The following is a 12,461-nucleotide window of genomic DNA, read 5'->3' as shown; positions in this document are numbered from 1 at the left end:
ATTCCATGTCATGTGACCGGTTGGTAAATTAAGACCGGGCCGTTTCAATATTTCAAGCCCACGTTTTTCATATACCAGAGGCATTTTTCTTTCCATGCACATTCTCCGCATATTTCCAACACGTCATCTTTGTCAAGCTGCCGATTCACATACCGGATCAGATCCATGAAGTTTGCACAATAGCCTTCCCTGAATCCGAGTTTCCTGAGAATCAGCGCATCCGTTTCCCGAATATTTTTCCCGTTGTCACCTGTTTTCTGGCAGACGTTTTCGACGTTGTGCGGACAACAGTCACATATGTCATCGCAGCAGCTTACGATTTCTACGTCATCCGAGGAATCGGAATACATGACTTCAATGATATGTTTCATCCTTTCAACAAAATCAGGACTGTATCCATATCCCTGGAATCCCTGCATACAAAGCAGGTGATGCGCTCTTATTTTTCTCATGGGTGGTTGCTGGTATTATTTATTTGTTTTTTGAGGACTGCCGGTCCTTTGCACTTTCATTATCGCAGGCATTTCAGCTCAGTATATTATAAATATATTTATAATCCAAAACTTACAAGGATGAAAACCTGTATGTACTATTTATTTAAAAGTGAAATGCTATTAACTACGATATACCACATAAAGTCATTTTTCAAGAAAGGATTTTTATTCGCCTTAAAAATGAAATAATATAGTTTAAAGGTACAAACATGAAAATCAACAGGATAGAAAAGGTGCTTCCCTGCCCGTCTGACCCGAATAAATTCAGGGTCATTGCGTACCTTGACGAAAAACCGGAATTTGCTCTTCTGTATGAAAAGCTGAAGGACAAAGATGGATTTGTGTGTTCTTATTCAAAAAAGCTTGATATGTTGATAATCAGCCTCAAAAACGTTGAGATGAAGTTTTTCAGCAGCGGTTAGGTAATTATTAGAAGAGTTGATGATGTAGAAGAAGCAAAATCAATACTGATAGAACTTCTTGAGCTTGTATCCGGGATACTGGTAAAATCAAAAATTCACTGAGTTAATAACAGGAGTTTTATTATGAAAATTATCGCATTTGTCGGCATGCCGGCTTCCGGTAAATCAGAAGCATCAAAAGTTATACGTGAAATGGGAATCGAGGTCATCAACATGGGTGATGTCATCCGCGAAGAAGTTAAACGCCGTGGACTTGAACCCACAGATGCAAACACTGGGGCAGTGGCGAATGATCTTCGTGCGAAGGAGGGAATGGATGCAGTTGCAATTCGTTGCATTCCGAAAATCAGAAAAGCCGATGACAGGATTGTAGTTGTTGACGGAATCAGGGGAATCGCCGAAGTCAAATTATTCAAGGAAGAGTTTGGTGATGATTTTTTCCTTATTTTCCTCGATACACCTCTTAAGATGCGTTTTGAGCGTGTCCTGCAAAGAAAGCGCAGCGATGATGATATGGTAAGCCTTGAAGACCTCAAACGCAGAGACGAAAGAGAAATGAAGTGGGGTCTTGCCAAGGCCATTGAAGCCGCCGATATTACAATTGAAAATACATCTACACTTTCTGATTTAAGAGACAAGATCCGAAATACACTGGAGAACCTTTAATGGTAACTGTTGAAGTATGGGCTGAACTTTTTCCCACTGAAGATGTGGAGAAAGTACGCAAAGCCATAGAGAATGTCCTTACAGTAAAACTGGAAGTTTTTGATGACAAAATCCAGGGATATGGAAAACTCGATTCCCTTCTAAAGTTGCACAAAATGCTCAGAAAAGAGAAAATACTTGACAGTGCCAGAATGCCAATGATGGAAAACCTTGAAGCTAACAAGACTTCATTCACGTTCAAGCTAAACAAACAGGCTGCTTATGCAGGAAAAGCCAGCTTCCCAGCAGATGAAGGGGTACTGGGAAATATCAATGTTCGCATTCTTGATGATTCAAAAGCAAAGCTTGAAGAAGTAATAGACTGGCTTGCACCACCTACAGAAGAAGGAAAACCTATTTTTGAAAATCCGATGCCTGATGATTAAAAGGTGTAAATATGCGATTGAGTTTTTCAAGCAGGGCTTCATGCAGAGAGGTGTTCGATTGGGCATACCTTCTGGAGGACATCGGTTATGAGGGATGGGAAATAGTTCATGAGGGAGAACAGGAACTTACTCATGAAAATATCCTGCTAGTAAAAGACATTGCTGAAACGACAGATCTTGGAATAACACTGCATCTGCCATTTTCTGATATGAACCTCGCAGGGCTCAACAAAAATCTCCATCAGGAAGTAATGAGACAGATGAAACAGGCATTAAGCAATGCTGCCAACATTGTCGAACTTGCCGTTGTACATCCCGGATATCTTTCCCCTTACGGATCACAGGTTCCCGAAAAAGCACGTATGGTTTGTGTAAAGTCCCTGCAGGAACTTGCAAAAAGCGGTGAAGAACATGGTATATTGATTGCCATCGAAAACATGCCGGAAATCCCCATGGTTTTTGGAAAGACTCCTGAAGACATACTTTCAATTATTGATGAAGCAGGGACTGAAAACCTGAAAATGACTTTGGATATAGGTCATGCAAACACCACTGGGTTTGTTGATGAGTTTCTGGACGGATGCAAGGACATAATTGCGCATTGTCACATTCACGATAACAAGGGAAAGCATGACGAACATTTACCCTTGGGAGACGGGAATATTAACTGGAAAAATGTCTTTGAGAAATTAGAGCATTTTGACGGGTTTATGGTAACCGAAATGAAAGATCTTGACGAGGGAAAACGGTGCGTGGAATTCCTGAAGGCTATCCAATAAATGTTTCAACCAGAAAAACTCCTTCCTTTAAGGATTCTGCAATAAGCAAACAAACTACAATTTTGCTCCCATCTATGAGCTCCATAATATCAGTTATATTTAGACACTTTCTAATAAGACTGAAGAGATTTTTTAAGAATAATATAAAAAGTTTTGAAATACTTAATTATTCTGTTTTGCTCTTTGCTCTTGATGAAATATAAAAATAAAAATCGCTATGTTTTAATGAACAATGCCTAAAAATATATTACTGTTCCGACTTTATACTTCTATAAGCTTGTTTTGGAGGATTATTGAACATGGCAGATGAGATAGATTACGAGGTAATTGGAAAAGACATGCAACTTGTGGAAATCGAGCTTGATCCCGGGGAGAGCGTAAGAGCAGAAGCGGGTGCAATGATGTACATGTCTTCTGACATCAAAATGCATACCTCCACAGGGGGAGGGTTGTTTAAGGGTTTAAAGAGAATGGTAACCGGAGAGAGTTTTTTCATTACTTCATTCACAAACGAAGGAAGCGGAAAGGAAAGTGTTGCATTCGGAGCACCTTATCCTGGAAAAATCATCCCGATTGATTTATCTCAACATGGTGGAAGCTTCCTATGTCAGAAAGATGCATTCCTGTGTGCTGCCAATGGTATTGAAGTTGAAGTTGCTTTCTCCAAACGCATCGGTGCAGGATTGTTCGGAGGAGAAGGATTTATTCTCCAGCGACTTGAAGGAGATGGACTGGCATTTATCCATGCAGGTGGCACAATTGTCCGGAAAGATCTTGCATCCGGTGATACCCTGAGAGTAGATACAGGTTGCCTAGTAGCCTTCTCGGAATCTGTGAAATATGATATCCAGTTTGTAGGCGGTTTTAAGAACGCACTTTTTGGAGGAGAAGGTGTCGTACTTGCGACAGTTTCAGGCCCCGGAACCGTGTATCTGCAAAGTCTTCCGTTCTCAAGACTGGCTGACAGGATTGTAGCAGCCACCGGAATTGGCGCCCAGAAGCGTGGCGAGCGTGGAGGTATCTCAGGAATCGGCGAGGGTGCACTTGGAGGTATCTTAGGCGGCGATCGCAACTTCTAAACCAAGGGGATACAATAATGCGTATTCTTGCAATATCTGATACTCACAGTAACTTTAGCAGAATACCGGACATTCTTGATAAAAGCGGTGATATTGACCTTGTAATTGTCGCAGGGGATATCACCAATTTTGGTCCAGATGATCACGCACTGGAACTTCTGAACATGTTTGAGGTTCCAGTTTTCGCGATCCCCGGCAATTGTGATCTTCGCAGCATTATTGATACTATTGAGAAATCAGACGCAATTAATTTGCACAAAAGGGTGCAGGTATTCCAAGATGTTACTTTTATTGGAATTGGTGGTTCCAACCCCACTCCTTTCAAAACCCCATTTGAGATTGAGGAGAAGGACATAGCTTTATCGCTTGAAAAACTCCTTTCAGATGCAAAAAAGAACCATGGCTACATAGTCCTTTTGAGCCATGCACCACCATTTGGGACACTTGACAGAGTAAATAACAAAAATGTAGGATGCAAATCAATCTCCCGGATGCTTGGCAAAGTGGATCTTATTGTTAGCGGCCATATTCATGAAGACAGGGGAGTTATGGAGAAGCAGGGAACCACAGTGATTAATACGGGTATGACATCGGATGGTTCGGCTGCACTGATTGACCTTGATGCTGCTTCACACAAAATAAACGTTACAATGATTCAGGTCTGAAATATTTATATCTCGATTTTAAGAAGATCTGTTGCAATCTCCACATCCCCTTCAAAATCCTTGAGAAGAAATTCCAGTGTTTCTTCCTCATGACCCTGCATATGTGGATAAAGATGTGTCAAATAGAGTCTGTCAGCACCAATTTTATCCAAATAGGAAGCCAGCATGTCAGGGGTTGTGTGATTAGTGACTTCAAAATTAAGTGGGAATGAACATTCATGAATCAGGACATCTGCTTCTTTTGTGAGCTCCATGATTGAGTCACAGGGTTCGGTATCAGCAGAATAAACAAAAGCACTGTCTCCCTCTTCAAGCCGGTATCCAAGAGACGGAACACTATGTATTCCTGGAGCACAGCTGAGTTTGCAGTTCCAGCCAAGGTCAAGCTCGATATCAGGATTCATTTCTGTTACAGTTATATCAAAACCTCTCTGAAGATAGGGATAAACATCAAACATTTTGTCAAGCCAGTCCTGAGTGCCTTCTGGTCCTATTATCCGACATTCCGGTTTATCGCAAAGCCAGCGGCTCTTGAGCAGCGCAAGCACATCAGAAACATGGTCTAGATGCAAATGGGATAGCACGATGGCTTCTATATCAAGAGGATCATAATCGCTTTCAAAAAAACGCTGGAGAATCCCTGCTCCACAATCAAAAAGCAAGGGTCTGCCATAATTAGGCTCAACAACAAACCCTGATTGCACCTTGTCAGGTTGCAGGATTCCCACACCAGTACCAAGGAACTGTAACTTCATAATTTTAGAATAAGGCTTAAGTAACTTAACTTTAATTACTACACCGAACGGTGTATATAAATATAATCAAATTATCTTCAGCTAATTTATTTGCACTCTTTGCGAGGGTTGCCCAGCCAGGTCAAAGGCGCCGGACTTAAGATCCGGTAACGAAGGTTTTCGAGGGTTCGAATCCCTCCCCTCGCACATATTCTCTGGGATATAGTTAACCTGAATTTTTTGTACGGGGATGTGTATGTTGGGAACACAACCGTAAATTAAATCTCTAAAAATGTTAACTCATTTTGTACGTTAATACTGATCCACCATTTAACTGATTATCTCTATATGGCATTAATGAAAAAGATAAATATATATGCGAATAAAATAATTTTTAATAGTGAAATCGTACATAAAAATTAGTATTAGACTTTTATCAGTTATTGGTTTTATAATTGCTACATATATATGTTATACTTTTTTTCAAATATATATTACAGATTTTTCGTTAAGTTATTCAGTAATATTGATTTCACTTTCGTTTATGCTCTTGAAATCCGATTTAACTCTTTTAATCTATGAGAAATTTAAAGAATTTGTTCATGAGAAATATGATATTTTGGTACTGGGAAATAATATAGACCAAATACAAATAAAAAATCCAAATGGTAAAAGTTTTTTTTCAAAAAACAATAGATGTTATTAAAGAGCTTATCAATTTCAAGAATAATTTAATAATCTTAAAAATTACTTTCTTTAATACTATTTATGATCTATTTTCGGTATACATTGTATGGATTTGTTTCATTGGTTTTTTCCATCTAACTAACCTATATAGAGTTGAAATCTCAAATGAAACTACGTTTTTTCAAATTACTGCGTTGGTTGGACTTTTGCTTGGAATCTTTCAATTTATATTACAAAGAAATGATGAGAAATTATTGGCAAAAATTAATCACACTGGTAAAATGATTGACCAAATAATAAATAGAGAATCGTCATTTGAAAAATTTTACGACTCCATCCCGGATGTAAAACCAAATAAAGTCTTAAAGAAATGGATTCAAAATACAATTGATCCAAAATTGCAGATGAGAGATTTTTTTATGTTTATGCTTGGTGATGAAGATACAAGAAAACTTCTTTTCAAACACATCGACAAAACACCCATTTCAATAAATCTATCATATAATAATTCCTCTCAAAAATTTGAAAGATTGGATATTGAGGCTAAACGCAATCATTCAAGACGAAAAGATTTACATAAAGCATACAATAAATTTTTTGTTAATGAAAGTCGAATTGATGAAATTATCGACATAATATCTAATGAAATTAACTTGAATGATTTTAGATTAGTTGCATTAAGCAATATTAATATTATTTCGGAATCGATTCCACAGTTTACAAATAATCACTTATTGTCGATGGTTGAAGAACTTATGTCAGATTCCAAAAAATATGATTCCTCAAATATTGAATTTGAATCAGCAAATGGATATATTCAATATCTACATTATCAAGTTTCAATAAGAATAATGGATAAAATATTATCCTAATGTTAGATGATCCCATGCTTTCAACCTCTCCCTCACATGAGCATTCAAACTAAATGGTTTATTAGCTTCAGCATTCTTCTTCATGTAATGCAAAGTACCCTTAGAAAATCCCATCTTCTCCCATTCAGAATATGGTATATCCAATATCTTCTGCCTCATATCATCAGAATCATGTCTCAAAGGTATTGTTGGATACTCACCCGATATGTAGATGTTTCAGGAATCTCGGAAGATGTTGAAAATATTATGCGTACCAGCCTTTGAGCCCACGGATTTGATTGTTTCTTTGCGTGAAAGAGGATCCAAAAATTTCAGGGTACACTGGCGAATAGATAACTTCGGCAGTATGTAAATTGTGCAATTAAGCCGGTTTCCATTGTTTTGTCGGCAAATGTCCGATGATATATCTGGTAAGGTTCTCAGTATTCATGGATTCCACTGGGCAAAACTTATTTCATCTATAGTATCATAAATATACTATACATTAGGAGTATAGCAATGGTCGAAATAGAAATCGATGTAAGAGGGCAAACATGTCCCGTACCACTCGTAGAGTGTCGGAAGGCTCTTCGAAAAGCTTCAGAGGGTGATGAGATCGTGATTGTAGGCACGCATGCAGCCTCAAAGAAAGAAATTCCAATGGCATGTGAGTCAATGGGGCTTGAAGTTATGGGAATTGAAGATAAGGACAATGAGTGGAAGATCAGGATTAAAAGATGATTACTATGGGCGGTAAAGCCGTTTTAGTTTTCCAGAGTGGCGATATGGACAAACTTTACAGTGCACTTATAATAGGAAATGGCGCTCTGGCTATGGGCATGGAAGCATCCATATACTTCACATTCTGGGGTCTGGAAAGGCTTAAGAAAAGCGGGCTTGAGAAAGGCCCCCTTTCAAAAATGAATTTCTTTGGTCTTGGCAAGTGGATGGTCAAAAAAAGGATGAAAAAAGCTAATGTTGCTACCCTTGAACAATTAATGAATGATTACAAGGAGCTTGGTGGGAAAATTATCGCCTGTGACATGACCATGGAAATAATGGGTATCAAGCGTGAAGAGCTTCGTGAAGACTGGATAGATGAATGTGGTGCCGTAGGTACTTATATCTATGAGGCAAAAGATGCAGATATAAGCCTGTTTATTTGAATGGAGGAATTGTGTGTTTGAAGAAATGATTTACCTTGACAATTCAGCATGTACCCGACTTGATGAAAGGGTGCTTGAAGCCATGAAGCAATATTATTTTGATGTTTATGCTGTGGCAACTTCCGAATTCGGATATTCTATGGGTATTGATGCGAGGGAAGGGTTGGAAGCGTCCCGAGGAATTATTGCGTCAAAAATGGGAGGATCACCCGAGGAACTTGTGTTTACTTCGGGAAGCACCGAATCAAGCAACATGGCATTGAAAGGCGTTGCTTCTGCTCTTAAGAAGAAAGGGAAGCACATCATAGTTTCAAAGATCGAGGACTTTCCGGTTCTAAACACTGCAAAAGCCCTTGAAAAACAGGGATTTGAAGTTGACTATCTTGATGTGGATGGCGAAGGCAAAGTGGATATTGAATCCCTTGAAACCACAATTCGTGATGATACAATCCTTGTTTCCGTGCAGCAAGCAAACCAGGAAATCGGAACATTGCAGGATCTTGAGACAATTGCTTCTGTCTGTAAGGAAAAAGATACACTCCTTCATACGGATGCAACCCACAGTTTTACCCGCGTCCCTCTGGATGTTTCGAAAATACCCGTGGACCTTGTAACAATTTCGGGCCATACAATTCATGGTCCGAGGGGCATTGGTGCTTTGTATGTCCGAGAAGGAACTCCTATCAGAAAATGGATGGATGGGGGCTTTCAGGAATTTAATTTGAGAGCAGGTGTTGAGAACATTCCGGCAGCAGTGGGTTTTGCAAAAGCTGTGGAACTTGTAACCCCTAAGGAAAATAAAAAACTTGCAGAAATGCGGGACAGGGTTATTGACGGCGCTTTTGAAAAAATCCCGGATGTAACACTTAATGGCAGCCGCAAGGAAAGACTTCCCCAGAATGCAAATATCACTTTTCACTATGTTGAAGGTGAATCCATTACACTTCATCTTGACATGAGGGGATTTGCGGTCAGCACTGGTTCTGCATGTTTCAGTAAGTCTCTGGAAGCCAGCCATGTAATTCGTGGAATTGGTGGGGATCACGAACGTGCACATGGATCGGTCCGTTTTACATTCGGACGTTACAATACAATGAAAGATGCAGATGCTGTTGTCGAAGCAATCAGTGAAGTTGTCGAACAATTGAGAGTTATTAGTCCTCTCAGGAATGAAAATTGATCAGGTGATAAATTATGCAATTCCCTTATACTGAAAAAGTACTCGAACATTTCAGGCATCCCCGCAATGTGGGCAAAATCGAAAATCCCGACGGGAAATCTATGGAAGGCAGCCCTGCTTGCGGCGATATGGTTGCCGTATATCTCACTATTAACGATGATACAAAAGTAATAGAGGATATCAAATTCGAGTCTTATGGCTGTGCTTCGAATATTGCTACGGGCTCCGTAATAACGGAAATGGCTAAAGGCAAGACCATAGATGAAGCCAAATCCATCAGCTGGAAACAGGCAGCAGAAGAACTTGGAGGCCTGCCTCCTGTAAAGGCACATTGTTCGGTTTTGGCAGTCGAGGGTCTTCGTGCCGCTATCCGTGACTACGAAGAAAAGCATGGCCTAGTTACTGAAAAGGAGCCTACTACTGATGAAGTAATCAAAAGGCGTCTAAAACACGTCATGAATCCGCTTACAGGACTTGATGTTATCCGCACGGATTTGATCCTGAAAACTTCCGTTGAAGACGGTATTGTCAGGGTTGTGGTAGACCTCCCCTCGGATCACCAGTTCGCCTCTGCTATCAAGGAAGATATAATTGAGAAGCTGGACTCACTCTGGGATGTCAAGAGAGTTGAAGTTGTATTTACTGAATAAGTGATGCTTAGCCGAAGCATCACTTATTTCATCTTTCAACTATCAGAAATATATGATTTACTATTTTGTTTTGTCTTCTGTCATGCAGATGCATTTTACAATCTCAATATTCTTTACAATTTTTTCTCCAATGGTTTTATGCCTTTACATAAATAGTATTTCAAGTATAACAGAAGGGAAAATACAAAACATCATCACCATAGATTAAATGTGGTTGAACTATCTTTAATATTGGCATAGTTTCGAAAACCTAGTCGTCACTAAGGATGTGATCACGTTTGCACAGTACCGGTTTCATTCTTTAAATTCAAACATTTTATGCCAATACCAAGTACTATATAGTAACCAACGTACGAAACTACTTCCAGCAATGAAGGGTTCCCATTGTAACCGAACAAGGACTTCAGCAATGACCCTGCAATACTATTCTCGTTTAAGATATGGTTTGTGTCCCACAGATGTTCATTGAATACCGGAATGAGAGCAGCTTCCTGAAGTTCATGGATACCATGGGCAGTGAGTCCTGCAGCAAAGAGAATCAGGAAAATACTGGTAATGTTGAAAAACATACCCAGATTCAGATGGTATGAGAATTTGAACACCAGATACGCTATGACCGCAGAAGCGGCGAGTCCCAGCAAACCTCCATAAAGAACGGTACTTGTTTCTGTGTTCATTGCCGCAGCACCTATAAAGAGTACCGTCTCAATACCTTCCCTGAATACAGACACAAAAGCCAAACCCATCAAGCCATATTCTGTTTTGGAATCTACAGTTCTGCATATATTTGCCGATATGTTACTGCTTTCTTTGAACATCCATATGATCATTGAAGTGAGCACAAGAGCTGCAAGCAACATCACTAGTCCTTCAAAAAGGGCCTCATTTCTGCCTTTAAATTCAATTGCGAGAATATTGAATATGGTGGCAGCTATCAAACTACCGAGGATACCAAGACCCACTCCGGCATATACATACTTATTCACATAAACTCTGTTTGTTTTTACTAGGTAACCCAGAATAACTCCCACGATCAAAAGAGCTTCAAGGCCTTCCCTGAATGTAATCATAAAACTTTCCAGCATGTTTGATCTCCTGTGTTATTTAGGTACTTCTAATTAATTTAGGTGCACCTAATTAACGTTGTGAACTATATAAAAGTTAGGGTATCCTCAAATATAGTCTGTATCAAAACATGAAAATTGCCAGATCTATCGAGATGGTTGGATTCCAAAAAAGAGATTGGGTTCTTAAAAATACTATTATAGGTTTTTATCTATAATTTCTTGTATTATGTGATGACAACACTTACCTAATGGATTGTTGATTTGGCAATTAGGGTTATTCATTGCTCCTGTAATCCTTACAACATCTTTCACACTAGTTGCATTGTTGTCAATTATAGCGTTTATAACTTGTTCTTCGGTTACTTTATTACAATAACAGGCATATTTTGGTTTTGCATCCTTTTTAAACCAGATTGGAACTTTTATGTCACTTTTTTTGAACTCAATCTTGAAATCATTATTATAATAAGTAATCTGGCAATCTTTATTCATGCACAAATAATAGTCGGAAATACCCACTTTTTCTAGCAGGTCATCAGATACCATATGCCTTACAGTAATGTTTTTTACAAAAATGCCAGGACCTCTACAAACAGGACAAAAGCTATTATTGTCTTTTGCATCTGATTTTAAATTAGTTTTACAAGATATGACATTAAGGGCAATTTTGTTCATATTATGCTTGATCTCCTTTTGTCCATATTGATCAATATTTTCTTTATATTTTAACCATACTCTGCTTTTATATAAATATAATAAAAAGTGTTTGTATGTTTAGGTATTGCCAAAAGAATTCTGACAAATTCTTTCTCCATCCGTACGGAATAAAAGTTTAACTGGGAGAATGGCTGTATCGGAAGAGCAAAGGGGATTCACTCAGATGAATGACAGCTTTTAGTATTCCTGTTCAGAATTGAATCAATACCAGTAACATCGATTGAATCGATTGAGTCAAGTTATCTCTATCACCACAAAGACTAAATAAACTCCGTACACACATCCCCCATATAGAATGAGTAAGCTCATTTGAAGATATGACTGAGTTGATAAATTGCCAGTAAGTGAAGGAAATACAATAAAAATTGATTATATCGGCACTCTTGATGATGGAACTGTTTTTGACAGCTCGGAAAATCACGATCAACCCCTTGAATTTACCGTAGGTGCAGGAGAGGTTATTAAAGGTTTTGAAGAAGCGGTTATGGGAATGGAATTAAATGAAGAAAAAGAGTTCAGAATTGAACCTGCAGACGCATATGGTGAGATGAGCCAGGAACTTGTCTACCACATACCAAAAGAGCAGATCCAGCTTGACGGTGAAGTTTCTCCAGGTGTTATTCTTGTTGTAAAGACTCCTGAGGGAATGGAGTTACCTGCAAAAGTGATTGGTGTTTCGGATTCTGAAGTAGTTCTTGATATGAACCACCCACTTGCCGGGAAACCTCTTAATTTCAAAATCAAAGTGGTAGAAATATCATCTTGATTTCTTTTCCCACTTTAATTTTTTCCATTATACATTTCTTAATCCGATAACATCCAATTAGATTTTCTCAAAACGCCGTTTTTTCAACGCAATCAAAGGAAATGCTTTTGAAA

At 38.8% G+C, this 12,461-nt stretch carries 18 protein-coding genes and 1 tRNA gene; 14 read left to right on the top strand and 5 right to left on the bottom strand.

All coding sequences use genetic code 11. From position 1 onward, the window contains the following. Positions 1-44: 44 nt before the first annotated feature. The gene (locus PWQ49_RS03270; protein ID WP_300607756.1) at positions 45-452 is read right to left on the bottom strand and encodes a DUF1284 domain-containing protein; all 408 of its coding nucleotides are present in this window, start codon (positions 450-452) and stop codon (positions 45-47) included. Between the two features lie 251 nt (positions 453-703). Here PWQ49_RS03270 and PWQ49_RS03265 point away from each other — a divergent pair, with 251 nt between their 5' ends. The 7 genes from PWQ49_RS03265 (at position 704) to PWQ49_RS03235 (ending at position 4,530) form a co-directional block, all read left to right on the top strand. Continuing rightward, positions 704-916: a hypothetical protein gene (locus PWQ49_RS03265; RefSeq protein WP_300607753.1), complete on the top strand. Its 213-nt coding sequence runs from the start codon at positions 704-706 to the stop codon at positions 914-916. A gap of 123 nt (positions 917-1,039) precedes the next feature. Further along, complete coding sequence (locus tag PWQ49_RS03260; protein ID WP_300607750.1) at positions 1,040-1,582, top strand: dephospho-CoA kinase; 543 nt, start codon at positions 1,040-1,042, stop codon at positions 1,580-1,582. Further along, positions 1,582-2,007 (top strand): RNA-binding domain-containing protein, encoded by a 426-nt coding sequence (locus tag PWQ49_RS03255; protein WP_300607747.1) that lies wholly within the window; start codon positions 1,582-1,584, stop codon positions 2,005-2,007. The genes PWQ49_RS03260 and PWQ49_RS03255 overlap by 1 nt, the downstream gene beginning before the upstream one ends. Before the next feature lie 11 nt (positions 2,008-2,018). Then, the gene (locus PWQ49_RS03250) at positions 2,019-2,786 is read left to right on the top strand and encodes a sugar phosphate isomerase/epimerase family protein (RefSeq protein WP_300607744.1); all 768 of its coding nucleotides are present in this window, start codon (positions 2,019-2,021) and stop codon (positions 2,784-2,786) included. Further along, complete coding sequence (locus tag PWQ49_RS03245; protein ID WP_300607741.1) at positions 2,756-2,989, top strand: hypothetical protein; 234 nt, start codon at positions 2,756-2,758, stop codon at positions 2,987-2,989. The genes PWQ49_RS03250 and PWQ49_RS03245 overlap by 31 nt, the downstream gene beginning before the upstream one ends. 96 nt (positions 2,990-3,085) lie before the next feature. Then, on the top strand, positions 3,086-3,865 hold the full coding sequence (locus PWQ49_RS03240; RefSeq protein ID WP_300607738.1) for a TIGR00266 family protein: 780 nt from the start codon (positions 3,086-3,088) through the stop codon (positions 3,863-3,865). Positions 3,866-3,882: 17 nt separating this feature from the next. Further along, positions 3,883-4,530: a metallophosphoesterase gene (locus tag PWQ49_RS03235; protein WP_300607736.1), complete on the top strand. Its 648-nt coding sequence runs from the start codon at positions 3,883-3,885 to the stop codon at positions 4,528-4,530. A gap of 5 nt (positions 4,531-4,535) precedes the next feature. On the opposite strand, the gene PWQ49_RS03230 is transcribed toward PWQ49_RS03235, so the two are convergent. Further along, on the bottom strand, positions 4,536-5,285 hold the full coding sequence (locus PWQ49_RS03230) for an MBL fold metallo-hydrolase (RefSeq protein WP_300607733.1): 750 nt from the start codon (positions 5,283-5,285) through the stop codon (positions 4,536-4,538). Positions 5,286-5,386: 101 nt separating this feature from the next. Between PWQ49_RS03230 and PWQ49_RS03225 the strand changes: the two genes are divergently transcribed. Together PWQ49_RS03225 and PWQ49_RS03220 are read left to right on the top strand one after the other, a co-directional pair. Beyond that, positions 5,387-5,471: transfer RNA gene (locus PWQ49_RS03225), tRNA-Leu, on the top strand. A 458-nt stretch (positions 5,472-5,929) separates the two neighbouring features. Further along, a complete protein-coding gene (locus PWQ49_RS03220) occupies positions 5,930-6,823 on the top strand; it encodes a hypothetical protein (protein WP_300607730.1) in 894 nt (297 codons plus the stop codon). Here the strand turns inward: PWQ49_RS03220 and PWQ49_RS03215 are convergent. Further along, positions 6,815-6,982, bottom strand: coding sequence for a hypothetical protein (locus PWQ49_RS03215; protein ID WP_363321799.1), 168 nt, complete (start codon positions 6,980-6,982; stop codon positions 6,815-6,817). The genes PWQ49_RS03220 and PWQ49_RS03215 overlap by 9 nt on opposite strands. A gap of 339 nt (positions 6,983-7,321) precedes the next feature. Here PWQ49_RS03215 and PWQ49_RS03210 point away from each other — a divergent pair, with 339 nt between their 5' ends. The 4 genes from PWQ49_RS03210 to PWQ49_RS03195 are packed head-to-tail and all read left to right on the top strand — an operon-like array spanning position 7,322 to position 9,798. After that, on the top strand, positions 7,322-7,543 hold the full coding sequence (locus PWQ49_RS03210; protein ID WP_300607727.1) for a sulfurtransferase TusA family protein: 222 nt from the start codon (positions 7,322-7,324) through the stop codon (positions 7,541-7,543). A gap of 5 nt (positions 7,544-7,548) precedes the next feature. Further along, the gene (locus PWQ49_RS03205; protein ID WP_300607944.1) at positions 7,549-7,968 is read left to right on the top strand and encodes a DsrE/DsrF/DrsH-like family protein; all 420 of its coding nucleotides are present in this window, start codon (positions 7,549-7,551) and stop codon (positions 7,966-7,968) included. A gap of 13 nt (positions 7,969-7,981) precedes the next feature. Continuing rightward, positions 7,982-9,148: a cysteine desulfurase family protein gene (locus PWQ49_RS03200; protein WP_300607724.1), complete on the top strand. Its 1,167-nt coding sequence runs from the start codon at positions 7,982-7,984 to the stop codon at positions 9,146-9,148. Between the two features lie 14 nt (positions 9,149-9,162). Then, on the top strand, positions 9,163-9,798 hold the full coding sequence (locus PWQ49_RS03195) for an iron-sulfur cluster assembly scaffold protein (protein WP_300607721.1): 636 nt from the start codon (positions 9,163-9,165) through the stop codon (positions 9,796-9,798). Positions 9,799-10,070: 272 nt separating this feature from the next. Here PWQ49_RS03195 and PWQ49_RS03190 read toward each other — a convergent pair whose 3' ends face one another. Both PWQ49_RS03190 and PWQ49_RS03185 read right to left on the bottom strand, forming a co-directional pair. Then, positions 10,071-10,883 carry an FTR1 family protein gene (locus tag PWQ49_RS03190; RefSeq protein ID WP_300607719.1) on the bottom strand — a complete coding sequence of 271 codons (813 nt, stop codon included), beginning with the start codon at positions 10,881-10,883 and terminating at the stop codon, positions 10,071-10,073. Positions 10,884-11,060: 177 nt separating this feature from the next. Further along, positions 11,061-11,540: a Csac_0668 family 2Fe-2S cluster-binding (seleno)protein gene (locus PWQ49_RS03185; RefSeq protein WP_300607716.1), complete on the bottom strand. Its 480-nt coding sequence runs from the start codon at positions 11,538-11,540 to the stop codon at positions 11,061-11,063. A gap of 376 nt (positions 11,541-11,916) precedes the next feature. Between PWQ49_RS03185 and PWQ49_RS03180 the strand changes: the two genes are divergently transcribed. Further along, on the top strand, positions 11,917-12,348 hold the full coding sequence (locus tag PWQ49_RS03180; protein ID WP_300607714.1) for a peptidylprolyl isomerase: 432 nt from the start codon (positions 11,917-11,919) through the stop codon (positions 12,346-12,348). Positions 12,349-12,461 lie beyond the last annotated feature (113 nt).

Origin of the sequence: Methanohalophilus sp. (genome assembly GCF_030156785.1) — an archaeon.
GTDB lineage: Archaea > Halobacteriota > Methanosarcinia > Methanosarcinales > Methanosarcinaceae > Methanohalophilus.
Note: the sequence above shows the minus strand (reverse complement) of the source record. Positions and strands in the feature narration are given on the sequence as shown.